19 protein-coding genes are annotated in these 25,575 nt (G+C 65.2%); 9 read left to right on the top strand and 10 right to left on the bottom strand.

The genetic code is table 11. The features are described from left to right. Positions 1-83 precede the first annotated feature (83 nt). Positions 84-1,223: a sulfite exporter TauE/SafE family protein gene (locus VI26_RS25260; protein WP_048411019.1), complete on the top strand. Its 1,140-nt coding sequence runs from the start codon at positions 84-86 to the stop codon at positions 1,221-1,223. A gap of 169 nt (positions 1,224-1,392) precedes the next feature. Here the strand turns inward: VI26_RS25260 and VI26_RS17370 are convergent, their stop codons facing one another. Then, on the bottom strand, positions 1,393-2,583 hold the full coding sequence (locus VI26_RS17370) for an MFS transporter (protein WP_048411018.1): 1,191 nt from the start codon (positions 2,581-2,583) through the stop codon (positions 1,393-1,395). A 55-nt stretch (positions 2,584-2,638) separates the two neighbouring features. Here VI26_RS17370 and VI26_RS17365 point away from each other — a divergent pair, with 55 nt between their 5' ends. Then, complete coding sequence (locus VI26_RS17365) at positions 2,639-3,106, top strand: MarR family winged helix-turn-helix transcriptional regulator (protein ID WP_048411017.1); 468 nt, start codon at positions 2,639-2,641, stop codon at positions 3,104-3,106. 74 nt (positions 3,107-3,180) lie between these two features. On the opposite strand, the gene VI26_RS17360 is transcribed toward VI26_RS17365, so the two are convergent. The 4 genes from VI26_RS17360 to VI26_RS17345 form a co-directional block, all read right to left on the bottom strand. Beyond that, complete coding sequence (locus tag VI26_RS17360; protein ID WP_048411016.1) at positions 3,181-5,613, bottom strand: alpha/beta fold hydrolase; 2,433 nt, start codon at positions 5,611-5,613, stop codon at positions 3,181-3,183. Positions 5,614-5,717: 104 nt separating this feature from the next. Next, positions 5,718-6,716: an LD-carboxypeptidase gene (locus tag VI26_RS17355; RefSeq protein ID WP_231581043.1), complete on the bottom strand. Its 999-nt coding sequence runs from the start codon at positions 6,714-6,716 to the stop codon at positions 5,718-5,720. 220 nt (positions 6,717-6,936) lie between these two features. Continuing rightward, entirely contained in the window at positions 6,937-8,295 is a 1,359-nt protein-coding gene (gene fliD / locus VI26_RS17350) for a flagellar filament capping protein FliD (RefSeq protein WP_048411014.1), read from the bottom strand. 294 nt (positions 8,296-8,589) lie between these two features. Next, positions 8,590-10,641 (bottom strand): site-specific recombinase, encoded by a 2,052-nt coding sequence (locus VI26_RS17345; protein ID WP_231464225.1) that lies wholly within the window; start codon positions 10,639-10,641, stop codon positions 8,590-8,592. Positions 10,642-10,868: 227 nt separating this feature from the next. Here VI26_RS17345 and VI26_RS17340 point away from each other — a divergent pair, with 227 nt between their 5' ends. From VI26_RS17340 to VI26_RS17330, 3 genes are read left to right on the top strand one after another with little or no spacing between them, the layout of a single operon-like run. Next, positions 10,869-11,453 carry a TetR/AcrR family transcriptional regulator gene (locus VI26_RS17340; RefSeq protein WP_048411013.1) on the top strand — a complete coding sequence of 195 codons (585 nt, stop codon included), beginning with the start codon at positions 10,869-10,871 and terminating at the stop codon, positions 11,451-11,453. Between the two features lie 36 nt (positions 11,454-11,489). Then, positions 11,490-12,005, top strand: coding sequence for a DUF4442 domain-containing protein (locus tag VI26_RS17335; RefSeq protein ID WP_048411012.1), 516 nt, complete (start codon positions 11,490-11,492; stop codon positions 12,003-12,005). After that, positions 12,002-12,817 carry a crotonase/enoyl-CoA hydratase family protein gene (locus tag VI26_RS17330; RefSeq protein WP_048411011.1) on the top strand — a complete coding sequence of 272 codons (816 nt, stop codon included), beginning with the start codon at positions 12,002-12,004 and terminating at the stop codon, positions 12,815-12,817. The genes VI26_RS17335 and VI26_RS17330 overlap by 4 nt, the downstream gene beginning before the upstream one ends. A 109-nt stretch (positions 12,818-12,926) precedes the next feature. On the opposite strand, the gene VI26_RS17325 is transcribed toward VI26_RS17330, so the two are convergent. The 5 genes from VI26_RS17325 to VI26_RS17305 all read right to left on the bottom strand — a co-directional run bounded on the left by VI26_RS17325 (position 12,927) and on the right by VI26_RS17305 (position 20,429). Next, positions 12,927-14,150, bottom strand: coding sequence for a branched-chain amino acid ABC transporter substrate-binding protein (locus VI26_RS17325; protein ID WP_048411010.1), 1,224 nt, complete (start codon positions 14,148-14,150; stop codon positions 12,927-12,929). Between the two features lie 277 nt (positions 14,151-14,427). Further along, positions 14,428-15,516, bottom strand: a complete 1,089-nt coding sequence (gene hemH / locus VI26_RS17320; RefSeq protein WP_048411009.1) for a ferrochelatase — start codon at positions 15,514-15,516, stop codon at positions 14,428-14,430. A 67-nt stretch (positions 15,517-15,583) separates the two neighbouring features. After that, complete coding sequence (locus VI26_RS17315) at positions 15,584-17,881, bottom strand: DNA translocase FtsK (protein WP_048411008.1); 2,298 nt, start codon at positions 17,879-17,881, stop codon at positions 15,584-15,586. Between the two features lie 116 nt (positions 17,882-17,997). After that, positions 17,998-19,095 (bottom strand): anhydro-N-acetylmuramic acid kinase, encoded by a 1,098-nt coding sequence (locus VI26_RS17310; RefSeq protein ID WP_048411007.1) that lies wholly within the window; start codon positions 19,093-19,095, stop codon positions 17,998-18,000. After that, the gene (locus VI26_RS17305; RefSeq protein WP_048411006.1) at positions 19,095-20,429 is read right to left on the bottom strand and encodes a M23 family metallopeptidase; all 1,335 of its coding nucleotides are present in this window, start codon (positions 20,427-20,429) and stop codon (positions 19,095-19,097) included. Before VI26_RS17305 ends, VI26_RS17310 begins: the two co-directional genes overlap by 1 nt. 238 nt (positions 20,430-20,667) lie before the next feature. Here VI26_RS17305 and VI26_RS17300 point away from each other — a divergent pair, with 238 nt between their 5' ends. Genes VI26_RS17300 through rmuC form a run of 4 tightly spaced genes read left to right on the top strand, consistent with a single transcriptional unit; the run spans position 20,668 to position 25,504 of the window. Then, positions 20,668-21,675, top strand: a complete 1,008-nt coding sequence (locus VI26_RS17300; RefSeq protein WP_048411005.1) for a hypothetical protein — start codon at positions 20,668-20,670, stop codon at positions 21,673-21,675. Positions 21,676-21,681: 6 nt separating this feature from the next. Continuing rightward, positions 21,682-23,370: a single-stranded-DNA-specific exonuclease RecJ gene (recJ, locus tag VI26_RS17295; protein WP_048411004.1), complete on the top strand. Its 1,689-nt coding sequence runs from the start codon at positions 21,682-21,684 to the stop codon at positions 23,368-23,370. Continuing rightward, positions 23,367-23,942: an AAA family ATPase gene (locus VI26_RS17290; protein ID WP_231581042.1), complete on the top strand. Its 576-nt coding sequence runs from the start codon at positions 23,367-23,369 to the stop codon at positions 23,940-23,942. The genes recJ and VI26_RS17290 overlap by 4 nt, the downstream gene beginning before the upstream one ends. Then, the gene (gene rmuC / locus VI26_RS17285; RefSeq protein ID WP_048411002.1) at positions 23,942-25,504 is read left to right on the top strand and encodes a DNA recombination protein RmuC; all 1,563 of its coding nucleotides are present in this window, start codon (positions 23,942-23,944) and stop codon (positions 25,502-25,504) included. The genes VI26_RS17290 and rmuC overlap by 1 nt, the downstream gene beginning before the upstream one ends. Positions 25,505-25,575 lie beyond the last annotated feature (71 nt).

The following is a 25,575-nucleotide window of genomic DNA, read 5'->3' as shown; positions in this document are numbered from 1 at the left end:
ATATTGAACGCCATTCTGCCGCGGGGCGCTGATGCGAGCCCGCCGCGGCGGTCAAACGGAACTCATTGTAGAGAAGGTCACAGATGCCGCCAATCGCCGAGCTGATTCAACAAGGAAACATCAATCTCTGGCTGTTCATTCCATCCGCTATTCTGCTGGGCGCGCTGCACGGGCTGGAGCCAGGGCATTCCAAGACCATGATGGCGTCCTTCATCATCGCCATCCGCGGCAGTCTGGGCCAGGCGGTGCTGCTGGGCTTGTGCGCGGCCCTGTCGCATTCCTTGATCGTGTGGCTGCTGGCGGGGCTGGCGCTCAAATACGGCAATCAGCTGATCGCGGAGCAGGCCGAGCCGTATTTGATGTTGTTCTCGGCCGTGGTGGTCTTGACGGTGGCGGGCTGGATGTTGTGGCGCACCTGGCGCGATAATCTGGCTGCACGGGCGATGCGGCAAGCGCCTCATGGCGGCCGCATGATAGATACCGGACACGGCTTGCTGGAGGTCGTGCTTCTGCCGGGGACGGTCGCGCGCGTGGCCTTGTACCAGTATGGCGCCGGACTGCGGCGAGCAAAGCCGGCTGGACAGGGCCTGACGCTGGAGTGGTGCTTGGATGGCCGCGCGGGCGAGTCCGGTTTCGAAACTGAGGGGGAGTATCTGTTGAGCGCGCCGTTGCCGGCGGGAGCCCGTATCGGGGCCTTGCGGCTGGCTCATGGCGGCCATGCGCACCATTATCCGCTGCGGCTGACGTCACCGCTCGACGCGGCGCAGGCCGGGCCTTATCGTCGCGCGGCGGAGGCGGGGCCGGCCAAGAGTCTGCGGCGTGGGCCGGAAACGGTGTCGATTTATCAGGATGCCCATGAGAGGGCTCACGCCGAGCAGATCCAGCGGCGCTTTGCTGGCCGTGAGGTCGGTAATGTCCAGATCGCCTTGTTCGGCCTGACCGGCGGCCTGATACCGTGCCCAGCCTCGGTGACCATTCTGCTGTTATGCCTGCATCTGAAGCATTTTTCCCTGGGCGCGACCCTGGTGGCGTCGTTCAGCCTGGGCCTGGCCATGGCGCTGGTCAGCGTCGGCTTGCTGGCCGCTTGGGGCGTGCGCAAGGCTGATGCCCGCTTCGGCGGGGTGGGCGAGTGGGCGCGGCGCGCGCCTTATCTGTCGGCCGGGCTGATGCTGGTGGTTGGTTTGGCCATGGCCGCGCAGGCCGTGAGCGGCCTGGTAGCTTGAGCGCGGCCAAGATACGGCGCTTCACAGGACGTGTTCATGATCTCGCGAGCAGGAGCGAGACAAGGCGAAAACGAGCGAAAAAGCGGAATTTACTCGTGGTACATCAGCATTTTGAGCTCGTACTCACCGAGCGACGCCTCACGAAGCGCAGCAGACCTTGAACAGGTTCTCAGGCTATGCGCGGGCTTGGGCGGCCTTGCCGCCGGCCGTGGGCGCGCGCGGCCAGCGCCCCAAGACCGGCCAGCACGGCGGACAGGCATAACACCGCCGGCATGCCGGCGTGTTGAAAGCGCTGAGCGCCCGCGGCGGCGCCGATAGTGATGCCCAGGTAGAGGGCGCTGCTCATCATGCCGAGCACCGTGGTCCGGCGGCGGGGGAAGTGTTGCGCGGCATGGGCTTGCGCCGCGGGGAAGAAGCCGTAGGCGCTCAAGGCCAGCAAGAACAGGCCGGCTGCCAGCACCGGCAGCGATGCGGCGGACCAGAGCCAGGCCAGGGCGGCGAAGATGGCGCTCATCGCCAGCAAGGCGGCTTGCACCATCGGCCATGAGCCGATGCGATCGGCGATCTTGCCGCCCAGCAGCACGCCCAGCGCGGCGCCGCAACCAAAGCTGCTGAGCAGCGCGGCGATGTGGCCGGCGTCGGCGGCGTGTTCCCGCCCGAGCGCGGTGGCCAACAAGGTGTAACCGGCGTAGACGCTGGATGCCCAGGCGGTCATGGTGAGCAGATGCGGCCAGGCTTGCAGCAGGCTTTCCGGCGCGGCGGCCGCGCCCTGAGCGGCGCGCGGCGGCGGGCCGCCGGCCGTGCGCCAGGCGCGCATATTGAGCGGCAGCATCAGCGTCAAGGCCGAGGCCAGGCCGAGGAAGACCAGACGCCAGTTGCCGATATCGCCGACCAGCAGGCCGAAAGGCGCGCCCAGTCCCAGCGCGATCACCAGCCCGGAATTGACCTGAGCCATGCGGGAGGCTCGCCGCTCCGTTTCGGCATGTTCGGCGGCGAGGGCGTAAAGCATGGGTGAGATGGAGGCCGCGGCGAATCCCGCCAGCACGCGGCTGGCCAAGAGATGAGCAAGGCTGGTGGCCAGCGCGGTATAGGCATTGGCGGCGGCGAGGGCCGCGATGCCGAACAGCAACACGCCGCGCGCGCCGCAGCGCTCGGCCAGGCGTCCCTGCAAGGGACAGGCGATGGCGTAGGTCAGGCTGAAAGCGCTGACCAGCACGGCGAGAGAGGCGGGTTGATAGCCCAGTTCGCGGCCGATCAGCGGCAGCAGCGGCGAGATGACGAATAAGTCGGTGCCGACCAGGAAAATGGTGAACCAGGCGATGGGCAGCCACTTGGCGGCGTGCTTGGGGGCGGATGACATCTTGACGGCTCCGTGCAATGATAGAGTTCTAAGATAATATTAGAGGTCTAACATTATGCGCAATAGGCAAATGTCATTGCCGGAGGCGGGCGAGGACAAACGCGGGCCGGAAGGGCGCCTGGGTTATCTATTGCGTCAGGCCGCTGCGGCGCATCGCTTGCGGATGGAGCGGGCCTTGGCCGATCTGGACATCACGCCGCCGCAGTTCACGGTGTTGACGATGCTGGCGTCCTATCCCGGCTGTTCCAATGCCGACATCGCCCGCATCGCGGTGCTGACCGCGCCAACGGTCACGGTGATCGTCGGCAATCTGGAGGCGAGAGGGGCGGTGACGCGGCGGCGGCACGCGGAACATGGCCGCATCCTCCACATCGACGTCAGTGCTCAGGGTTTGGCCTTGTTGGAGCGTTGCCGCGAACGGGTGCACGCGCTGGACGAGGCGCTGCTAGCCGGCTTTGCTGAGGAGGAAGAGGCAGCGGTGCGGCGCTGGCTGTCCGCCGCCGCGCGCGATCCCGCCGCCTGAGAGGCCGCTCTAGGCCTGTCGCCGCCAGCGGGCGCGCCGCGGCTTCAAGCGCAAGGCCTTGTCTTGCCCGCGGCTCAGCCGAGCGTCTTCGCCGCGCTGGCGCGGCCCAGATAACGTTCCAGCCAGCGATCCTGCTCCCACAGCATATGCAGTATCGACTCGCGCGCGCGGTAGCCATGGCTTTCCGCCGGCAGCGTCACCAGCCGCGCGGTGGCGCCCAGGCCCTGTAGCGCCTGGTACAGCCGTTCGCTCTGCAGCGGGAAGGTGCCGGGGTTGTTGTCCATTTCGCCATGGATCAGCAGCAGCGGGTCCTTGATCTGTTCGGCGTAGTTGAACGGCGACATGGTTTGATACACCGCTTTGGCCTGCCAAAAATTGCGTTCCTCCGACTGGAAACCGAAGGGCGTCAGCGTGCGGTTGTAAGCGCCGGAGCGGGCGATGCCGGCGTGGAACAGCCGGGTGTGCGCCAGCAGATTGGCGGTCATGAAGGCGCCGTAGGAATGGCCGCCGACGGCGATGCGGGCGGGGTCGGCCACGCCTAGGCGCAGCACTTCGTCCACCGCGGCCTGGGCGTTCATTTTCAGTTGCGGCAGATAGCTGTCGTTCGGTTCTTTGTCGCCTTCGCCGACGATGGGCATGCCGGGGTCGTCCAGCACCGCGTAGCCGCGCGCCAGCATCGCCAGCGGCCCCCAATAGCTGATGCGGTTGAAGCGGTACGGCGATTCCGTCACCTGGCTGGCCGCGGCGGCGGTTTTGAATTCGGTGGGATAGGCCCACATCAGCAGCGGCAGCGGGCCGTCGCGCTTGGCTTGGTAGCCGGGCGGCAGATACAAGGTGGCGGTCAGTTCCACGCCATCGGCGCGGCGATAGCGCAGCAACTGCTTGCCCACGTTCTGCAACTGCGGCGTCGGATGCGGCATATGCGTCAGCATGGCCAGGCTGGCCGGCCGGCCTGGTTCCAGCCGGTAGAGGTTGGGCGGCTGCGACGGAGATTCGCGGCTGAGCAGCAACTGGCCTGCCTTGTCGTCCAGCAGCGCCAGCGCTTGTTCGAACCACGGCGCCCGTGATTGCCACAAACGGGTGGCGCGCTTGTCGTCCAGCGCGTAGCGGTCGACGAAGGGGCGGTCGCCATCCGGGCCGGCGCCATCGCCAAGCAGGTAGATGGCCTTGCCGTCCGGCGTGGTCTGCAGCACCAACTGGCCATTGGCATTGCTGACCGTGGCGGCCTCACCGGGGTCGCTATAACGGTCTTCGGATTTGCGGCTGCTCAGCAGTTCCGGCGCGGCGTCTTGATCGGGGCGCGCGCGCCAGACTTTCAATTCCCGGGTTTTCCACCAGTGTTCGCGCACCAGGGCCAGGTCGCCGCGGCCCCAGCGGATGTCGACGAAGCGGCTGGCCAGCCGCTGCCATTGGCGCGGCGCTTGCTGGAAGGGCGCGGCTTGCAGAAAGAGCGCGTCGCGCTCGGCGGCGGCGCGGCCAGGGTCGCCGCCGTCCAATGCCTCGACCCAGAACAGGCTGGCCGGCGCATCGGCGCGCCAGGCCACTTCGCGCGGACCGGCCTCCACCGCGTCATTGCCGGAAGGCATGCGTTCCAGCAGCGGCCGCTGGGCCACGGTGCGCACGATGCGTCCCTGCCGATCCAGCACGTCGATGCGCTTGGGAAAGCGCGACAGCGGCACCAGCGTGGAATAGGGGCGTTGCAGCCGGGTGGTCAGCAGATATTGGCGGTTGGGCGCGCCGCTGACGCCGAGATAGCGTTCCGGCTGGCCGATGAGGCTGAGTTTGCCGTCCATGCCGACCAGCGCCAGCTGGCTTTGCAATTGGTAGTCCAGCAGGTCGGCGTCGTAGGCGGTCTTGAGCAGGTCGGGGTAGGTGCGGGTTTGCGACAGCGCGCCGCCCTCGCTTTGCTGGATATTGGGGCCGTCCGGCGCGGCCGGCGCGCGCGGCGCCGGGCCTTGGCGCGCGGGCACCAGCTTGACCAGCAATTGCTGGCCTAGCCAGGCGAAGCCGGGGCCGGCGGCGGCGTTGAGATGGAAATCACCCAGGCGGCGCGCGCGGGCGCTGGCGACGTCTAGCAGCCAGAGCTCCACCCCCTTGGCGCCCCATAGGCTGAAGGCGACGCGGCTTTCATCGGCGGACCAGGCGCTGTCGGCGATGCGAGCGTGGGCGGGCAGGCCTTGCACCGCGCGGCTACGAGCCTGGCCCAGGTCCAGCAAGCTGAGCGCATTGCCGAAGTCGAAGCGGCTGGCGGCGCGCATCGCCGGGTTGAGGCGCAGGCCGGCCAGCTTGAGCTCCGGCTGGGCGACATCGGCGATGCCTGGCAGGCCGGGGCGTTGGATCTGCAGCAGGGTTTGGCGCTTGGGTCCCAGGCTTTGCAGCGGCGGGCGCGGCGCGTCCACCAGCGCTTGCAGTTCGGCGGGCGGAGTTTGATAGCCGGCGGCGGCGGGCAGCGTGAGCGCGCCCAAGAGTAGCGGCGCGCCGACAAGCAGCGGAAAACGACGAGGCATGCGGGACTCCTGGCGAGGCATGAGGGGCAAGCCGAAAAACTTGCCCTAGTCTAGCCGGAGCGTCAAGGCGCGCCGCGCGCGAGCGGCGGCGGTCAAGCGCGCGCTTAGAACGGCGCGGTGGCGCTAAGCAATTCTTTTTGCTGGGGATTAGCCGGCGTTACCGGGTAGTCGAAGAACTGCAGCGTCAGGCCGCCGCCGTCGGCGCTGAAGCGGGCCGGGAAGCCCAGCGGCAGCGTGGTCTTGTCGTGGACATGACCAAAAGGAATGCCAGTCAGTACCGGAAGGCCGGTCAGGCGACGGATTTCCGCCAGTACCGCGTCCAGGGTGTAGCCGGGATCGTAGATGTCGATCTGGCGGTTCATATTGAAGTCGCCGATGAAAATGGCGCGCTGCTTGGCCAGCACGCCGGCCTGATGCAACTGCTGCAGCATGCGCTCGATGCGATAGGGTTGCTCGGCGACGTCCTCCAGGAACAGCAGGCCGCCCTTGATGTCCGGCAGATAGGGGGTGCCGACCAGGCTGCTGAGCACGCTGAGGTTGCCGCCCCAGAAAATGCCCTCGCCGCTGGCATTGTGGCGCTGCGGCGTGTCGACGCGCAGCTGGCGGTTGGCGGTGGTGGTGGTGGTCAGGAATTCGTTGAGGGTGAAGGCGCTGACTTGCTTGGCGCCGAAGTCGCTGACCATGGGGCCGGCGAAGCTGCCCAGTCCGCCCTTGGCCAGCAGGGCCAGCTGGATGGCGGTGAAATCGCTGTAGCCTATCAGTTGGCTGCCGGATTCGCGCAATAGCGGACACAGCCGGCCGTAGTCGATATGCGGCAGCAGGCGGGTTGCGCCGTAGCCGCCGCGGCCGGCCACCAGCAACTGCGGCGCGCGTCGGCGCGAGATCAGCTGGTTGAGGTCGGCCAGTCTTTGCGCGTCGCTGCCGGCGAAGCGCTGCTCGCGGCGGTCCAGGGCCTGGACGTTTTCCAACTGGTAGCCGGCCTGGCGCAGCCGTTCCACCGCCAGTTGTTTTTGGCGCGCGTCCGGCAGCGGGCCGGAGCAGGCTGTGAAGTAGAGGCTGCTGCCGGCGGCAACGGTCGGAGCGGGAAGGGTTTGATCAACCATGGTGCGACATCCTTGCAAGAGGCCAAGGCCGGCGCTGAGCGCGCCCATCTGGAGTAATTGACGACGAGAATATTGAATGCGGGCAGTCATTGAATCCGGGGCCGGAAAGGCCGGTGCAAACGGGGTTCGACAGCGCGGGGCTGCGTGAGTTGCGCCAGTATACGGCAAACGCGGCGGCGACGCCGAGCGCCGCCGCCGCGGAGGGCTTGGAGCAGGTTCTTTAGGCGAGCAGATTGGCCAGGCTGGAAGTCGACTGCTGCATGGCGGACAACTCGCTGTTCAACGTGGTGTACTGGTTGAGCAGCGAACTCTTCTCATTGGCCAGCTGGTTGTTGAGCTGGGACTGGAGATTGGTTTCGTCGCTGATCTTGGTGTTGATGTCGCCTTGGTCGGTGGTGATCATGCCATTGGGTCCCAGCAGGTTGTTGATGGCGGTATTGAAGGTGTTGGCGTAGCCATTGTTCTGCGCGTTGCCGAACAGATTGGCGACGGCGCTGGGATTGGCGGTCAGCGCGGTGGTGAAGGCGGTGGAATCCAGTTTCAGCGTGCCGTCCGCCTGTTGGGTGATGCCGACCTGGGCCAGGTAGGCGTAAGAACTGGTGGCGTTGACGCCGGGCACCGGCGTGCTGAGCAGGCCGGCCAGCTGTTCTTGCAGGCCGATCACATCGCTATTGTTCTTCATGCTGCCGCCAAGCGCGGAGTTGCTGGAGCTGATCACTTGGTTGTAGGCGCTGACGAAGCTTTGCAGCGTCGAGGTGACGTTGGCGGTGTTCTGGCTCATGTTCAGCGTCGCCTGGCCCAGCTTGTTGAGATTGACGGTGGCGCCGTTGATCACATTGCTCAGGGTGTTGCTGCTGGAGGAGACGTTAACGCCATTGACGGTGAGGTGGGCATCTTGGGCCGCCGCCGACTCGCTGACGGCGGAGCTGCTCTGGCCCAGGCCGGCCAGGGTGTTGCCGGAGGTGGTGCCGCTATCGCTGCCGCCGGCGGTGATGCTGAAGGCGTTGGCGGGGCCGGATTGCGATGAGGCCAGCACCAGCGAGTAGTTGTTGTTGTACTGCACCACCGAGGCGTTGACGCCGATGCCGGCGCTATTGATGCTGTCGGCGATGGAGGACAGCGAGATGGTGGAGCCGTTCTGGCCCAGTTGCACGGTGCTGGTGGTGCCGTTGATGTTGAAACTCAGCGCGCTGGGCGCACCGGCCAGCGCCGCGTTCTGGTCGGTGATGGCCTGGCCGCCGGAGGTTTGGTCGAACACCAATTGCCGCGGCTGCGCCAACTGGGTGACGTTGAGCGCGTAATTGCCGGCCACGCCGCCGGAGGTGGTGCTGGCGGTGGCGATGGTGTTGTCGGTGGAGGTGACCTGGAACTGCTGCAGGAAACTGCCCGAGGCCATGGCGGTGACCGAGGTCTGCAGGCCGGACAGCGCCGAGCTGATCTGGCCGATGGAACTGAGCTGGGACTGGTAGTTGCTGACCCGGTTCTGGCTTTCCGTCAGCGGCTGAGATTCGACCGACATCAGCTGGCTGACGATGCTTTGAACGTCCAGCGGTCCAACGCTGGTGGTAATGGATGCCATGACGACTTCTCCCCGCGCGATCCGCTGCCATGGGCGCGCTGCAATGCTAGAGATTCAAGAATCTTGTTGTCGTAATGCGTCCATCACGTTGCTGCTTCCGGCTGCCAGGCCGGCGCGGGCTGACGCCGCAGCTTCCATTGTAGAAGGCGGCGCGCGGCGCGCGGATGAATACTTATCGACCATTCCAGTCAGGACTTTAGCGCGGCGCGCGAGATCACCGACGGTGTGGTTTCCGTCATAACGCGGGCCGCGGTCATGGGTTGACGCCGCCGCGGCCCAGGCTTTCCTTCGATGCTAGGAGCCGTGCTTGGCCTCGGCGGCATCGCCGGCTTCGCCGCCGTTCTCCGGCGGCGGGCTCTTGGGCGGCAGGAAGAAGGACAGCGGCGCGCCGAGGAAGCGTTTGAACAGCATAGGCACCAGCGGCCACAGCAGGCTGCCGGACAGCTTGCGCGAACGCAGCGCCACCCACAGCGCCAGCGAGAAGCTGACCGCCAGGTTGGTCAGGCCGATCAGCGCCACGCCGGCGCAGCCCAGCAGCACCGTGGCCAGAGGCAGCTGGAAGTCCTGCGCCACGGTGGCGAAGGCCAGGTTGGCGGCGGAGAAGGTGATGTGGCGGATGTCGATGGGCAGGCCGAGGATGAAGCCTATGGTGCCGGTCAGGCCCAGGAACATGCCGAAGTAGAAGTTGCCGGCCAGCGCGCCCAGATTGTGTTCGATATAGCTGCCCAGTTTCCAGGCGCGGTGCTCGCCCAGCAGGCGCTTGAGGCCGGGGTGGGAGGAAATGCGTTCCGGGATGCGGCGGTAGATCGCCTTATTGTCGTAATAGCCGGCGATCAGGCCGGACAGGAACAGGAACACCCCGGCGATGGCGGCGTGCGGCAGCGCCAGGCTGTGAATGGGATCGATATCGTGCATCAGGCGCTGCGCCTTGGCCACATCCACCACCGGCGCGCCGAAGGCTGCCTGCCAGGCGAAGGCGATCAGGCCGGCGGTGGGAATGGCCAGCAGCACATTGCCGAGGATGGCGACGAATTGGGTGCGCATCACCTTGACCACCAGATCGGCCAGGTCTTCCAGCTGTTTCTTGTGGCCGTGGTTCTCGTGCAGCACCGCGGCGATGCGCGCGGCGGTCATCGCCGGCTGCTTGGTGGCTATGGTCAGGTGCAGGATCTGCACGATGATGAAGCCCAGCGCGTAGTTGAGACCGAAGGAGATGCCTTCCCACAGCGGCGGCAGGTGGCCGCGGCTGAGCATCAGCTTGATCAATGCCATGAAGCCGACGATCAGGCCGGCGCCCATCGCCGCCTTGGCCATGCCGGTCCATTCCTGGCGGCTCTCGGCGATATAGTGTTCGCCGTGGCGGCCGGCGTGCTCGGTGACTTGCAGCGCCAGCAGTTCCACATTGGATTTGAACAGATCGCGCAGGCTGTATTTGCGGTTTTCCGCGCGCGCGAAGGTGACGATGAGCTGGAACAAATGGGGCTGGGTGGCCGGATCGTGTTCCGGGTCAAGTATCGCCAGCAGTGCGCGGATGCGGGCAATGCTTTGCGCCAGCCGCAGGCCGTGATAGGTGAGGTTGACCGAGATGCCGAAGCGGCGCGCGTTCTTGCGCACCTTGTTGAGTATGTTCTCGCACTGGTCCAGCAGCACCTGCACATGCTTGTCGTCTTCCGCGCGCTCCAGACCCTCGATCAGGTCGCGGCGGTAGCCGTCGACATAGCGCTGCACCTCGGCGTTCAGATTGAGAAACGGCGATTCGAAGCGCTCGATGTCCGGGTTGATGCGCACCAGCTCCGGCTCCAGGCCGATGGCGGTGATCTGGGCGGACAGCACTTGCACCGATTCCAGCAATTGCAGCCGAGTCTGCTGCCAGCCATCGGCATTGTCGTTCTCCTGCCAGGCCATCGCCCGCCACAAGGCGTGCCAGGTGGCGTCGGGTATCGTCGCCAGCCACACATAATCCTGTTTCCAGCTGAACAGCCGGCTGAAGCGGTCCTGCAGCGAGTCCGCCTTGTAGGGCATGGGCAGGATGCGTTCGCCGACGCGGCGCAGCAAGGTGGAGCCGAAGCCTTCGTTGGCCAGGATGCCGCATTCGGTGTACAGCGGGATCTGCCGGGTTTCGGTCAGCAGCTGCAGCAAGGCCTTGCGCAGGGCCGCGCGGTCGTCGGCGCTGTGCTCCAGCAGATAGGACAGCGCCTGCAGATTGACCACCGCCTGCTGCGGCTTGTCGGCGTCGTCGGGACGCAGGCATTGCAATAGCGCGGACAGCGCGTCCAGCGGGGAAGGGGATTGGCCGATCTGGCGCAGCGCCTGTTCCAGGCTGGGGGAATCAATGTTTTCGCTCATCTAGGTGTGGCTTAGGGTGCAGTGGGTGGTGGGGCGGGATTGGGGCCCATGACCTAATGGTAGGCGCAAGCGGGCGGATTTTCCGGGCGCGGCGCCGGCGGCGCTCGCCCAAGGGCGTCTTGGATAGGCATCGGGGTTTAGAGATGGGGACGATTGATTCAGTTTCCAGCTTTACTTGTAAAATCGTGCAATTGACACCTTACTGACCAGTAAGTAGAGTGCTTCGCATGACTCAAGGCTCCGATCCCAAGACCGACACCCGCAAGCGCATTCTGGACATCGCCGAGCAGTTGCTGCTCAGCCGTGGCTTCAATGCCTTCAGCTATCAGCACATCAGCAGTGAACTGGGAGTGCGCAACGCCGCCATCCATTATCACTTTCCCAAGAAGAGCGATCTGGGCGTGGCGCTGATCCAGCGCTATCGTCGCCGCTTCCGGCGTTTCATCGAGCAGCAGGCGGAATTGGATCCCGGCGCGCAGCTGGAGGCGTATTTCGGCCTCAGCGACAGCTATTACCGGCAGCATAGGCAGATCTGTCCCAGCGGCATCCTCAGCACCGAGTTCCTGACCCTGCCCGAGGATATGCAGCGGGAAGCGGCCGCCTTCATCGACGAAATGCGGCAATGGGCGGTGGACATCACCAGGCGCGGCGCGGCCAGCGGCCAGATGTGTTACGCCGGCACGCCGGAGGCCATCGGCATGATGCTGTTCTCTGCCTTGCAGGGCGCGCTGCAACTGGCGCGCATAGACGACTGCGCGCTGGACACCATCAAGCGGCAGGTGCGCGCGGTGCTGGGCTTGCTCGGACATTGAGTGCGGTAATCACGATAACAAGTAGAGGGGCGCTATATGGAATACAAGAAAAACAGCATGAGCCGCATTGCCGACAAGGTGGGCAAGCTGCCCGCCGGCCTGCGCAGCACGGTGCTCAGCATGATGTTCGGCAAGATCGTGCCGTTTCTGTCCACCGCCGGCCTGCGTTTCGAGGACGTTGGCCATCAGCGGCTGACGGTGTCCATCCGCAACCGCAAGAAGGTGCAGAACCATATCCGCGGCGTGCACGCCGCGGCGATGGCGCTGTTGGCGGAGACTTCGACCGGCTTCGTCGTCGGCATGAATATGCCGGACGACAAGCTGATGTTGCTCAAGTCGATGAAGGTCAACTATGTGCGCCGCTCGCAGGGCGATATGCGCGCGGTGGCCAGCCTGAGCCTGGAGCAGATCCAACTGATGCACGATACGGAAAAGGGCGAGGTGCTGGTGCCGGTGCAGGTCACCGACGAATCCGGCGAGGCGCCGATCGAGTGTGAAATGCTGTGGGCGTGGATTCCCAAGAAGCGCCCGGAACAAGGAGCGGCGGCATGATCAATCTGGAAACGGTGGGCATAGAGCTGAACGATCGGGTGGCGCTGATCCGCTTCAAACGCGCGGACAAGGCCAATGCGCTGAATCGTCAGATGTGGCAGGACTTGCGCGCGGCCTTCGAATGGCTGGATCAGACGCCGGAGGCGCGCGTGGGCGTGCTGGCCGGTGAGGGCCGGCATTTCTGTTCCGGCATCGACCTGGCCATGCTGATGGGCGTGCAGGCGGCGATAGCCGACGACTGCGAGGCGCGCAAGCGCGAGAAGCTGCGCCGGCTGATCCTGGATTTGCAGGATTGCGTCAACAGCCTGGAGCGCTGCGCCAAGCCGGTGATCGCCGCGGTGCACGGCGCCTGCGTCGGCGGCGGCCTGGATATCGCGCTGGCGGCGGATTTCCGTTTCGCCGCCGCGAACGCGGTGTTCTCGGTGCGCGAGATCGATGTCGGCATGGTGGCCGATGTGGGTTCGCTGCAGCGTCTGCCGCGGGTGGTGGGCGAAGGCCTGGCGCGCGAGTTGGCCTTGACCGGCCGCGACGTGGCGGCGGAAGAGGCGCTGGCCATGCGCCTGGTCAACCGGGTGCTGCCGGATGCCGACGCGGTGCTGGCGGCGGCGTTGGAATCGGCGCGACTGATCGCCGCCAAGTCGCCGCTGGCGATGCGCGGCTGCAAGGAAGTGCTCAATTACAGCCGCGACCATACCGTGGCGGACGGTCTCAACTACGTGGCGGCCTGGAACGCGGCGATGCTGATTTCCGAGGATATCCAGAAGGCCGGCATGGCGATGATGAGCGGCCAGGCGCCGCAGTTCCGCGACTGAGCGCGACGGGGGTGTTTGTCGATGGCGCCCGCGGGCGCCATTTTTGTTGGCGGCGCGCAAAGAAAAAGAGGCGCATGGCGCCTCTTCTGGGTTTTGCTGCGTGCGGAGCTTATTGGGCGGCGCTGGCGGCCGGCGCGGCGGCGGCTTCGCCGCCGACGGTGGACACCACTTCCCACTTGCCGCCCTTGACCTGATACACGGTGACCGCGCCATTCTTGATGTCGCCCTTGTCGTCAAAGGCGATCTTGCCGGTCACGCCGGTGTAGCTGGTCTTGCCCACTTCGGCCAGATAGGTTTTCGGGTCGGTGGACTTGGCGCGCTTCATCGCGTCCACCAGCACCATCACCGCGTCGTACTCGTACGGCGCGTAGATCTGCACCTCGGTGTTGAACTGCTTCTTGAACTTGTCGTTGAAGGCGGCAAAGCCCGGCATCTTGTCGCGCGGCACGCCGCAGCTGGACGCGTACTGACCGTCGGAAGCCTCGCCGGCCAGCTTGATGAACTCCGGCGTTTGCCAACCGTCGCCGCCCATCAGCTTGGCCTTGAGGCCCAGGCGCTGCATCTGCTTGGCCAGCGGGCCGGCTTGCGCGTCCATGCCGCCGTAGAAGATCAGGTCCGGCTTGGCGGACTTGATCGAGGTCAGGATGGCGTTGAAGTCGGTGGCGGTGTTGGTGGTGAACTCGCGCTTCACCACATCGGCGCCCTTGCCCTTGACCGCGGCTTCAAACTGATCGGCCAGGCCCTGGCCGTAGGCGGTGCGGTCGTCGATGATGGCGATCTTCTTGGCCTTCAGGCCGGTGGCGGCGAACTCGCCCAACGCGCGGCCTTGTTGCACGTCGTTGGCGATCACGCGGAAGGTGGTCTTGAAGCCTTGCTTGGTGTAATCCGGATTGGTGGCGGACGGGGAAATCTGCGGAATCCCGGCGTCGGAGTAGATCTTGGACGCGGGAATGGTGGTGCCCGAATTCAGGTGGCCGACCACGCCGGCGACGCCGGCGTCCACCAGGCGCTGCGCAACCTGGGTGCCGATTTTCGGATCGCCCTGGTCGTCTTCCGACACCAGTTCGAACTTGAGTTTCTTGCCGCCGATTTCGACGCCGGCGGCGTTCAGATCGGCGATCGCCAGCTTGGCGCCGTATTCATTGTCCTTGCCCAGATGGGAAATCGGACCGGACATCGGCGATACCTGGCCGATCTTGACGACGGCGCCGTCGCCCGCGGTTTGAGCCGGGGCCGACGCAGCCTGGTTGGCGGCCGGTTGCTCTTGCTTGCCGCAAGCGGCCAGGGTCATGGCGGCAGCGGCAATGACGCTGAGGCGGACATATTTGTTCATGTGATGTATCCCCTGATTCTCTATTCTGTAGACTCTAGTCATCTCTTTGTGGCCAGCGGAAATGTGAAAATGACCGCTGGTTGCGTTTGATTATGGGTAGCTGTTTACGCGAGTGTCAATGTCGAAACCGGGGAGTAGCACAACTATCGTTAAACTTTTCTGCTAATGGTGTGTCTAAAGCGCAAACGCCACCTGGAAAAATGACCAGGTGGCGTTGGTTTTTACTTAGTGCATTGTATTTAAATGCTAATTTGATTTGTTTTTGTCGGGCGCATGTTTAATTTTCGGCGCCAAGCGCCTTGGCGCGCTGCTGCCTCAGTGGGGCGTTTTCCGCCTGGGCTTCGCACCATCCGGCCAGATTCTGTTTGATCATAGTCGATATCGCGAGAATCCATTGCGGGTTTTCATTCAAACAAGAAATGTAGCGATATTCGCCACCGCCGTGGCTGAGGAAGGTTTCCTTGCCCTCCATCGCGATTTCTTCCAGTGTCTCCAGACAATCGGCGACAAAGCCCGGACAGAGAATGTCCAGCTTGCCGGTCTTATCCTTGCCCAGTTTGCTCAGCACTTCGCTGGTATAGGGTTGCAGCCATTCGGCGCGGCCGAAACGGCTCTGGAAGCATATCTGGTATTCCTGCTCGCTCAGGCCCAGCGCTTCCGCCAATAAGCGTCCCGTTTTCTGGCATTCGCAGTGATAGGGGTCGCCCTTGTCGCGGGTGAAGCGCGGCACGCCGTGAAAACTCATCACCAGCTTGTCGCCGCGGCCGTGGGCCAGCCAATGGGCGCGCACCTGCGCCGCCAGCGCGGCGATATAGCCGGGGTCATCGTGGAAATGGCGGATGGTGCGCAGTTCCGGCATATTGCGCAGCTTCATCAGCGCGCGGAACACCTGGTCCAGCGCGGTGGCGCTGGAGGAGGCCGCGTACTGCGGATACAAGGGCAGCACCAGCAGCCGTTCCACCCCCTGTTCGCGCATGCGCGCGATCACGCTTTCCACCGAGGGCTCACCGTAGCGCATGGCGAAATCCACCACCAGGTCGCGCAAGCCCATCTCGCCCAACTGGCCCTTGATCAGCGCCGCCTGTTTGCGGGTGTGGGTGTAGAGCGGCGAGCCGTCCTTGTCCCAGATCGCCGCGTATTTCTTGGCGGATTGGGCGGGGCGGGTGTTCAGGATCACGCCATTGAGAATCAGCCACCAGATGGCGCGCGGGATCTCGATCACGCGGCGGTCGGACAGGAATTCCTTCAGATAAGGGCGCAGCGCCTTGGCGGTGGGCGCTTGCGGGGTGCCCAGATTGAGCAGCAGCACGCCGGTCTTGGGCGTGTAGTCGTGGCGAAACGGGGGTTCGGGCTTGAAATCCGCCATGCGGGACCTCTTGGTTGAGGCCGGGCGGCATGACGCCCGGCCGGGTTTGGGGGCGAATGGCTTAGTCTTAGTCTTCGCGGGACGGCGCCAGCACCGCGCGGTTGCCGTTGCTTTCCATCGCCGACACCAGGCCGGCGGATTCCATCTGCTCGATCAGCCGCGCGGCGCGGTTATAGCCTATGCGCAGATGGCGCTGCACCGAGGAGATCGACGCCTTGCGGGTTTTCAGCACGATGGCCACCGCTTCGTCGTACAGAGGATCGGCTTCGCCGCCGGCCTCGCCATCGCCGCCGGCCGCGACGCCGTCATCGCCGTCGCTCTGGCCGCTGAGGATGCCTTCCACATAGTCCGGCCCGCCGGTGCTCTTCAGGAACTCCACCACGTGATGGACTTCCTCGTCGGCGACGAAGGCGCCGTGCACCCGCACCGGGTAGCCGGTGCCTGGCGGCAGATAGAGCATGTCGCCCTGGCCGAGCAGGGTTTCCGCGCCCATCTGGTCCAGAATGGTGCGGCTGTCTATCTTGCTGGACACCTGGAAGGCGATGCGAGTCGGGATATTGGCCTTGATCAGGCCGGTGATCACGTCCACCGACGGCCGCTGCGTGGCCAGGATCAAATGGATGCCGGCGGCGCGCGCCTTCTGCGCCAGCCGCGCGATCAGTTCTTCTATCTTCTTGCCGGCCACCATCATCAGGTCGGCCAGCTCATCTATCACCACCACGATCAGCGGCAGGGTGTCCAGCGGCTCGGGCATCTCCGGCGTCTGGCTGAACGGATTGGGTATCTTTTCGCCGCTCTTGTCGGCGTCCTTGATCTTCTGGTTGAAGCCGGCCAGATTGCGCACGCCCAGCTTGGACATCAGCTTGTAGCGCCGTTCCATCTCCGCCACGCACCAGTTCAGCGCGTTGGCGGCCTGCTTCATATCGGTGACCACCGGCGCCAGCAAATGGGGAATGCCTTCGTAGATCGACAGTTCCAGCATCTTGGGGTCGACCATGATCAGCCGCACTTCCTTGGGCGTGGACTTGTACAGCAGCGACAAGATCATCGCGTTGATCGCCACCGATTTGCCGGAGCCGGTGGTGCCTGCCACCAGCACATGCGGCATCTTGGCGAGGTCGGCCGACACCGGCTGGCCGGCGATATCCTTGCCCAGCGCCATGGTCAGCCGCGATCCCATATTCTGGTAGCCGTCGGAGCCGACGATTTCCGACAGCCGCACGATCTGGCGTTTGGGGTTGGGCAGCTCCAGGCCCATATAGGTCTTGCCCGGAATGGTTTCCACCACGCGGATGGACACCAGGGAGAGGGCGCGCGCCAGGTCCTTCATCAGGTTGACGATCTGCGCGCCCTTGACGCCCACCGCTGGCTCCACTTCGTAGCGGGTGATCACCGGGCCGGGATAGGCGGCCACCACCTTGACGTCGACGCCGAAGTCGGCCAGCTTGCGCTCGATCAGGCGCGAGGTGTATTCCACGGTGTCCTGCGACACCGGCTCCTGCTGTTCCTTGGGCGCTTCCAGCAGCGTCAGCCCGGGCAGCGCGCCATCCTTAGGATCGGCGAACAAGGATTGCTGCACCGGCTTCTGCGCCTTGGTGGACAGCGGCACGTCCAGCACCGGCGGCTCGATGCGCAGCGGCGTTTTTTCCTCGTTCTTCTTTTTCGCGGTGGTGATCTTTTCCTCGCGCTTCTGCGCGATTTCCTTGCCGATCTCGCGGTCGCGGCGCGCCTGCCATTGCTGCCACAGCTTGAGCGCGCCGTCTTCCAGCGCGCCACCCAGCCGTTCCATGATGTCCAGCCAGGACAGGCCGGTGAATAGCGAGAAACCGATGGCGGCGAGCACGCTGAGCAAGAGATAGGCGCCGGACAGGCCCAGGCCGCGGGCGATGCCGAGGCCGATGAAATGGCCGAACATGCCGCCGGCGGACAGCGGCAGGTTCAGCGCCTTCTCCGCCAGGATGATGGCTTCTATGCTGGCGCTGGAAAACAGCAGCAGCAGGAAGCCGCCGATGGCGGCGACGGTGATGGGATTGAGCTTGAAGCCCAGGGTTTCCATGCGCTGATAGCCCCAGGCGATGGCCACCAGGCAGAACACCACCAGCCACCAGGCGGACAGGCCGAACACATAGAGCAGCATGTCGGACAGCCAGGCGCCGAAAGCGCCACCGTAATTGCGCACCGTGGGATCGGACGAACTGTGCGACCAAGAGGGATCGAGCGAGGAGTAGCTGGCCAGCACCAAGACCAGGTAGACGGCCAATACGGCCATCAATAGCCACCACGCCTCGCGCAGCAGCGAGGCCAGCTGCGGCGGCAAGGGCGTTTGATTGTTCTTGACTACGGCTTTGCGCTTGAAAAGTCGCATTTTTCTCTTGTTCGGCTATGACTGTCGCTGATTATAGCCTGACACGCCTGCTTTAAGCGTGTCGGAATGTATTCAACTTTGCTGACAAGACTTGATGGCGTTCCCTGTTGAAACGCTTAGCGGGGATACAGCGCGCCGAGCACGCGTTCGCCGGCGGCGCCGGTCACCTCCGGCAGATTGCCGGGCTGGCGGCGCAGAAAGCGCCAGCCCAGCCAGGCGAAGGCGGCGGCCTCGACCTGATGTTCGGGCAGGCCCAGTTCCGCGGTGCCGGTGATGCGCTGTTGCGGCAGCAAGGCGGCCAGGCGGCGCATCAGCGCGCCGTTGCGCGCGCCGCCGCCGCAGACGTACACCGCCTGGTTGCTCGGGCAGTGCAGGGTGATGGCCTGGGCGATGCTGAGCGCGCTCAATTCCAGCAGCGTGGCCTGCACATCGACCGCCGGCACATGGCGGCCCAGCAGTTTCTGCTCCAGCCAGGGCAGGTCGAACAGATCGCGGCCGGTGCTCTTGGGCGGCGGCTGCAGGAAGAAGGACTCGGCCAGCAATGTCTGCAGCAGCGAGGCGTCCACCTGGCCCTGGGCGGCCCATTGACCGTCGGCGTCGTAGGGACTGCCCTGATGGCGCAGGCACCAGGCGTCCATCAGCATATTGCCCGGACCGCAGTCGAAGCCGATGATGGGCAGATCCGGGTGCAGCCGGGTCAGATTGCTGATGCCGCCGATGTTCAAGATCACGCGGCCTTGCCGCGGCGCGCCGAATACCGCCTGGTGAAAGGCCGGCACCAAGGGCGCGCCCTGGCCGCCGGCGGCCAGGTCGCGACTGCGGAAGTCGGCGATCACGTCGATGCCGGTCAATTCGGCGAGGCGGGCCATATTGCCGGCCTGCCAGGTGTAGCCGGCGTCCGGCGCGTGGCGTATGGTCTGGCCATGGCAGGCGACGGCGGCGATGTCCGCCGGCGCGAGCGCTTGCGCGGCCAGCAAGCCGTTGACCGCCTGGGCGTACAGCTCGGCCAGTTCATTGGCCAGCCTGGCGGCGCGGTCCAGCTCGTTGTCGCCGCGGGCTTGCAGCGCCAGCGCCTGTTCGCGCAGCCGCGGCGGATAGGCGAGGAAGTGGTCGGCCTCGACGCGGGGCGCGCCCTGTTCGTCGAAGCGCACCAGCACGGCGTCGACGCCGTCCAGGCTGGTGCCGGACATCAGTCCGATCAAGCGTTCATTCATCAGTCTAGCAGTGCGATATTGGTGGGCAGCTCGCGCAGCAATTGCAGGTGAGCGGTCAACTGCCGGTTGCCGGATTTGAATTCAGCCAGCTGAGTGCTGCTCAGTCCCGGCGTCGGCAGCGCGTTGGTGGCCGGGTCCACCGCCTGGCCGTTGATCCGCACTTCGAAGTGCAGGTGCGGGCCGGTGGAGCGGCCGGTGCTGCCGACATAACCTATCACTTCGCCGGCCTTGACGCTCTTGCCGGCGCGGGCGCCCTTGGCGAACTGGCTCATGTGCGCGTACAGCGTGGTCATTTTCTGATTGTGGCGGATTTCCACCATATTGCCATAGCCGTTCTGGCGCTCCACCTTGACCAGGGTGCCGTCGGCGGGGGCGATGATGGGGGTGCCGGAGGCGGCGGCGTAGTCCACGCCGGAATGCAGGCGCAGCGAGCGCAAGATCGGGTGCTTGCGGAAGCCGAAGCCGGAGCTGATGCGGGCATTGGCCACCGGCTGCTGGCTGAAGCCTTGCTTGATCGGCTTGCCCTGCGCGTCATAGTAGGCGCCGGATTCGCTGTCGTGGGCGAAGTAGAACGCCTGGTGCAGCTTGCCGGCGCGCTTGATTTCCACCGCCAGCAGATTGCCGGCCGCGATGGGCGCGCCGTTGTAGAGCAGGGTTTCGTACACCAGATTGATGCGGTCGCCCTTGCCCAGGGAGTTGATGTTGAACTGGTCGGCGAAGATTTCCGTCAGCTGGGCGCGGATGTCGCGCGGCACCTGGGCCTTGGCCAGCGCGGCGCTGACTGAGCGGGTGATGGGCAGCGAGCGCACCGTCTGCACCGCCTCGGTGGCGATGGGGTCGGCGCTGGCCTGCCATTCGCCGTTGACCTTCTCGATGGCCACCAGCACCTGTTCGCCGTTTTCATCGTCGTTGAGGAAGCGCAGGCCGAACAATTCGCCCAGATCGTTGGTTTGCACCGACACCGTGGCGCCGGTCTTCAGCTTGAGCAAATCCTTGGACAGCGGGCTGGAATGCAGGAAGCGGTTGGCCTCGCTGTCGCGGATGCCTAGGCGGTTCAGCACGCGGGCGATGGTGTCGCCGCGCTGGATCGCCTCGTCACGCCAGTAACGGGTGGCGCTTTCGCTGAAGGAAAAGGCCGGCAGGCTCAGCTGCTCGGTCACTTCTTTTTGCAAGACTTCCGGCTTGGCGGGCTGGGCGCCGTTCTGGGCCACGGCAAAAGCGGTGGCCATGCCGAACAGCGGCAGCGAAGCGGCTATGCCCAGCAGGCTCAGGTGATTGTTCACCAGCTTGTGGAAGCAGTTTTGCGGGATATGTAGCAGTTTGCGATAATCCATCGTTCACTTAAAAAAGCTGGCATCGCCAACCTTTGTCGTTCCGTATGTGCGCCAATCACAGGCCTTGCGGCCGCGTCTGGATGTTTGGAGCGCTGACGCGACATAAGTTCCTGTACAAACTGTAAATTATAGCCGCGATTCCGGATGCTATCGGCCTGATTGCGCCTGGCTGCGATGCCATGGCATTTTTGCAAGGCTTTGATATTACTTCGATCTCGCCATCCTTGTGTAGCGATAAATGAAATTGACATTGCAGTTGCCGGGTTTGCTCTGGCTGGACGGTCACGACGGCGCCGATGTGTGCAAGGGCTTGGAAATGCCGGCCCTGCAGCGTTTGCTGGGCCAGGGCGCGCGCCTTGAACGGCCGGCGGCCTTGAGCGAAATGCTGGCCGTACCGTGGCGCGGTTCGACCGAGGGCCTGGCGCGCTTGCTGGCGCGGCAGGCCGGTTTGCCGGCGGAGCAGGGGGATTGGCTGCTGGCCGATCCGGTGCATCTGCGCGTGGACCGCGACCGCGCCTTGCTGGCCGATATCGGCGTGATGAGCTTGAGCCAGGCGGAGGCGGACGAATTGGCCGCCGCGCTGAACCGCCATTTCGCCGAGGACGGCTGGCGCATCCATCCGCTGGAACCGGGGCGCTGGCTGCTGCAGTTGGAGGCCGCCGCAGCCGCCAGCTTCACGCCCTTGCCGGACGCGGTGGGCGAGGACGTCAACGCCCACCTGCCGCGGGGCGAGCGCGGCCTGGACTGGAGCCGGCTGCTGAATGAAGCGCAGATGCTGTTGTACACCCATCCGCTGAACGACGCGCGCGAGGCGCGCGGCGAACTCAGCGTCAACAGCCTGTGGCTGTGGGGCGGCGGAGCCGAGCCGGACTGGCGCGCGCCGGCCGAGCAGGTGTTCGCCGACGAGGACTGGCTGGGCCTGATCGCCGCCGAGGCCGGCGCGCCTTGTCTGCCGGCGCCTTACGACTTCGCCGGCTTCATCGACCAGGCCGGCGGCCGCGACAGCCTGCTAGTGCTGGACGCGTTGCAGGCGGCGGCGCAATACCGCGACGCCTGGGGCTGGCGCGACGCGCTGCTGCGGCTGGAGCGCGACTGGTTCGCGCCGCTGTTGCAGGCGCTGCGCCAAGGCCGCATCGACAGCCTGACGCTGCGCGCGCACGGCCCCAAGGGTCTGGAATTGAACATCCGCCGCAATGATCTATGGAAATTCTGGAAGCGGCCGCTGCCGTTGTCCGCCTTGTACTGAGAAAACATGTCCCGAATCGTCCCCCGCGCCATACCGGCCGACACCCAGGAACAATTGCTGCGCCAGGGCTTGAGCCCGCTGATGGCGCGGCTGTACGCCGCGCGCGGCATCTGCGACTGCGCCGAGCTGGATTACGGCCTCAAGGCCTTGCTGCCCTATCAGGATCTGAAAAATATCCAGCCGATGGCCAGCCGGCTGGCCGACGCCGTCGCCGCCGGTCAGCGCCTGCTGGTGGTGGCCGACTACGACGCCGACGGCGCCACCGCCTGCGCGGTGGCGGTCAAGGGCCTGTCCATGCTGGGCGCGCGCGTGGATTTCATCGTGCCCAATCGCTTTGAATACGGTTATGGCCTGACGCCGGAAATCGTTGAACTGGCCGCGCGTCAGAGCCCGGACATCATCGTCACCGTCGACAACGGCATCGCCAGCGTCGACGGCGTGCTTGCCGCCAAGGCGCGCGGCATCGAGGTGTTGGTCACCGATCACCACCTGCCCGGCGATGTGCTGCCGGAGGCGTTGATCGTCAACCCGAATCAGCCCGGCTGCGAATTCCCGTCCAAGAACCTGGCCGGCGTCGGCGTGATGTTCTACGTGCTGCTGGCCTTGCGCGCCGAAATGCGCCGGCGCGGCGTGTTCGACGAGCGCGGCCAGCCCAATCTGGGCGAGTTGCTGGACTATGTGGCGCTGGGCACGGTGGCCGACGTGGTGCGGCTGGATCAGAACAACCGCACCCTGGTGGAAAACGGCCTCAAGCGCATGCGCGCCGGCCGCATGACGCCGGGCATCGCCGCGCTGTTCCGCGTCGCCGGCCGCGCCCATTACAAGGCGAATACCTTCGACCTCGGCTTCACGCTGGGCCCGCGCCTGAACGCCGCCGGCCGCCTGGACGACATGAGCCTGGGCATCGCCTGCCTGCTGGCCGCCAACGAGGAGCAGGCGATGCGGCTGGCGCAGCAGCTGGACCAGCTCAACCGCGAGCGGCGCAGCATAGAGCACGGCATGCAGGACGAGGCGCTGGCGGCGCTGTCCGGCATCGACGCCGACAACCGCTATACGCTGAGCCTGTTCCGCGACGATTGGCATCAGGGCGTGGTCGGCATCGTCGCCTCGCGGCTGAAAGAGCGTTTCCACCGCCCGGCCATTGTGTTCGCGCCCGGTGACGACGGCGAAATCAAGGGCTCGGGCCGCTCGATTCCCGGTTTCCATCTGCGCGACGCGCTGGATCTGGTGTTCAAGCGCCATCCCGGCCTGATCCTCAAGTTCGGCGGCCACGCGATGGCGGCCGGCCTGAGCCTGCGGCAAGCGCGTTTCGACGAATTCCAGCGCGCCTTCGAGGCGGTTGCGCGCGAACTGCTGGAAGAGCGCCATCTGACCCGTACCATAGAAACCGATGGCAGCCTGGCGCCGCGCGAACTGAACCTGGTCTTCGCCGAACAATTGGCGGCCGAGGTCTGGGGCCAGGGCTTCCCGGTGCCGTATTTCCACGACCGCTTCGCGGTGATGAGCCAGCGCGTGGTCGGCGACAAGCATCTGAAGCTGCGGCTGGCGCGCGACGGCGAGGAGTACGACGCCATGCTGTTCAACCAGGTGGAGTGGCTGCCGGACAATGTCGACGCGGTCTACCAACTGATCGCCAATGAGTGGCAGGGCCGCAAGGAGCTGCAAGTGTATTTGCAGCATTGGACTGCGGTGTGAACTCGCGCTTCTTGGTGTTGACCGGCGGTCCGGGCGCCGGCAAGAGTGCCTTGCTGGAAGCCTTGCGCGCAGCCGGACATTCGGTGATGGACGAGGCCGGCCGCGCCATCATCCAGGATCAGGCGTTGATAGGCGGGCGCGCCTTGCCCTGGGTGGATCCTCGCGCTTTTGCCGAGGCGATGCTGGGCTGGGAACTGCGCAGCCTGCGGCTGGCGGCGGGCTTGCCCGGTCCGGTGTTCTTCGATCGCGGCCTGCCCGATGTGTTGGGCTATCTCGACTTGCTCGGCCTGCCGATTCCCGCTCATATGCAAGCCGCCGCCGAGCGTTTTCCCTATCATCGCCATGTGTTCTTGTTGCCGCCGTGGCGCGAGATATTCGTGCAGGACCCGGAGCGCAAGCAGAGTTTCGCCGAGGCTGAGCGCACTTGCGCCGTGATGGAGCGCACCTATCGGCGTCTGGGTTATCACATCATCGAAGTGCCGCCGGCACCCTTGGCGCAACGGCTTAGCTTCATCATCGAACAGTCGTTGCCGGACCGCGGGATGCGGGCCGGCCAATTAGAGGTCACGTAATGGAAATGTTGGTGATCGGCTTGTTGCTGGGGCTGCTGGCCGCCGGCGCGGCCGCGACCGTGCTGCGCGGTCGTCTCGCGCGGCAGGCGGCTGACCTGCAGGCGCAGCAGGAAATGACGCGCCTGCAATTGGATGAATGCCGGCAGCGGGAACGGGTCGCGCTGGCTCAGGCGCAGCAACAAGGGCAGCAGTTGGGCGACATCCAGACCCAGTTGGGTGCTTATGTGGCGCGCGCTCAGCGCGTGCCGGAACTGGAGCGGCAGGCGCAGGAGCGGGATAAGCAGTTGGACCAGTTGCAAGCGGAGCTGCGCCGTGTCGGCGCGCTGCTCGCCGCCAGCGAAGAGCAGGGCAAGATGTTGACCGCGCTGCAGGGGCGGGCGCAGACGCAGGGCGAGGAAATCACCCGGCTCACCGCGCGCGAGCAGGAATTGACGACCTTGCTGGAGCAGGAGCGCGGCCAGAATGCTGAAAAACTGGAGCTGCTGCGCGAGGCGCGCGAAAGCATGGCGGCGCAGTTCAAGGCGCTGGCCGGCGACATCCTGGAGGAGAAGGCCAAGCGCTTCACCGAGCAAAACCAGCAGAACCTGGATCATCTGCTCAGCCCCTTGCAGCAGCGCTTGCAGGATTTCGGCAAGCTGGTGCAGGACAGTTATGAAAAAGACAGCCAGGGGCGCTTGTCGCTGGAGGCGGAGCTCAAGCGCCTGCAGGAGCTCAATAGCCGGCTGGGCGACGACGCGGCGGCGCTGACCAATGCCTTGACCGGCGCCAGCAGCAAGGCGCAGGGCACCTGGGGCGAGATGGTGCTGGAACGGGTGCTGGAGACTTCCGGCCTGCACAAGGACCGCGAATACCGGGTGCAGGTGTCCGATGTGGTGGCCGGCGAGGACGGCGTCCGCCGCTATCAGCCCGACGTGGTGATAGACCTGCCGGAAGGCAAGCAGCTGGTGGTGGATTCCAAGGTGTCGCTGAACGCCTATGTGCGCTATACCGCCGCCGAGGACGAGGCCGAGCGCGCGGCGGAAATGAAAGCCCATGTCGCGGCCATTCGTGCCCATATCCGCACCTTGTCGGAAAAGCGTTACCAGGACCTGTACCGCTTGAACACCCTGGACTTCGTGTTCATGTTCATCCCGGTGGAACCGGCCTATCTGCTGGCGGTGCAGCAGGACATGAGCCTGTTCAGCGAGGCTTTCGAGCGCCGCATCATGATAGTCGGTCCCAGCACCCTGCTGGCGACGCTGCGCACGGTGGCCAGCATCTGGCGCTATGAATACCAGAACCAGAACGCGCAGGAGATCGCGCGCCAGGGCGGCGCCTTGTACGACAAATTCGTCGGCTTCGCCGCCAATCTGGAGAAACTGGGCAAGCAGCTGGACAGTGCGCGCGACAGCTTCGGCGACGCGATGAAACAGCTGTCCAGCGGCCGCGGCAACCTGGTGGCCAGCGCCGAGCGCCTGCGCAAACTGGGGGTGCGCAATAACAAGCAATTGCAGCAGCATCTTAAACTGGGCGCCGAGGAAGAGCCGGGCGAAGACGAGGTCGGCGAACCGCTTCCGGACTGACGGAAGTCAGTTGGAGATGACCGTTTCGTGATAGAATACAGGCTGTCATTACTTAATGCTGGCCGCCCTGC

It is taken from the genome of Chromobacterium sp. LK1 (genome assembly GCF_001043555.1).
Classification (GTDB): Bacteria; Pseudomonadota; Gammaproteobacteria; order Burkholderiales; family Chromobacteriaceae; genus Chromobacterium; species Chromobacterium aquaticum.
Note: the sequence above shows the minus strand (reverse complement) of the source record. Positions and strands in the feature narration are given on the sequence as shown.

Coding starts and splice junctions, on each gene's coding strand:
- VI26_RS25260 (WP_048411019.1), top strand. CDS start 84: ATGCCGCCAATCGCCGAGCTGATTCAACAAGGAAACATCAATCTCTGG.
- VI26_RS17345 (WP_231464225.1), bottom strand. CDS start 10,641: ATGAGCGAAAACATTGATTCCCCCAGCCTGGAACAGGCGCTGCGCCAG.
- VI26_RS17335 (WP_048411012.1), top strand. CDS start 11,490: ATGGAATACAAGAAAAACAGCATGAGCCGCATTGCCGACAAGGTGGGC.
- VI26_RS17315 (WP_048411008.1), bottom strand. CDS start 17,881: ATGCGACTTTTCAAGCGCAAAGCCGTAGTCAAGAACAATCAAACGCCC.
- fliD (WP_048411014.1), bottom strand. CDS start 8,295: ATGGCATCCATTACCACCAGCGTTGGACCGCTGGACGTTCAAAGCATC.
- recJ (WP_048411004.1), top strand. CDS start 21,682: ATGTCCCGAATCGTCCCCCGCGCCATACCGGCCGACACCCAGGAACAA.
- VI26_RS17360 (WP_048411016.1), bottom strand. CDS start 5,613: ATGCCTCGTCGTTTTCCGCTGCTTGTCGGCGCGCCGCTACTCTTGGGC.
- VI26_RS17340 (WP_048411013.1), top strand. CDS start 10,869: ATGACTCAAGGCTCCGATCCCAAGACCGACACCCGCAAGCGCATTCTG.
- VI26_RS17330 (WP_048411011.1), top strand. CDS start 12,002: ATGATCAATCTGGAAACGGTGGGCATAGAGCTGAACGATCGGGTGGCG.
- VI26_RS17305 (WP_048411006.1), bottom strand. CDS start 20,429: ATGGATTATCGCAAACTGCTACATATCCCGCAAAACTGCTTCCACAAG.
- VI26_RS17355 (WP_231581043.1), bottom strand. CDS start 6,716: ATGGTTGATCAAACCCTTCCCGCTCCGACCGTTGCCGCCGGCAGCAGC.
- rmuC (WP_048411002.1), top strand. CDS start 23,942: ATGGAAATGTTGGTGATCGGCTTGTTGCTGGGGCTGCTGGCCGCCGGC.
- VI26_RS17370 (WP_048411018.1), bottom strand. CDS start 2,583: ATGTCATCCGCCCCCAAGCACGCCGCCAAGTGGCTGCCCATCGCCTGG.
- VI26_RS17365 (WP_048411017.1), top strand. CDS start 2,639: ATGCGCAATAGGCAAATGTCATTGCCGGAGGCGGGCGAGGACAAACGC.
- VI26_RS17300 (WP_048411005.1), top strand. CDS start 20,668: ATGAAATTGACATTGCAGTTGCCGGGTTTGCTCTGGCTGGACGGTCAC.
- VI26_RS17310 (WP_048411007.1), bottom strand. CDS start 19,095: ATGAATGAACGCTTGATCGGACTGATGTCCGGCACCAGCCTGGACGGC.
- hemH (WP_048411009.1), bottom strand. CDS start 15,516: ATGGCGGATTTCAAGCCCGAACCCCCGTTTCGCCACGACTACACGCCC.
- VI26_RS17325 (WP_048411010.1), bottom strand. CDS start 14,150: ATGAACAAATATGTCCGCCTCAGCGTCATTGCCGCTGCCGCCATGACC.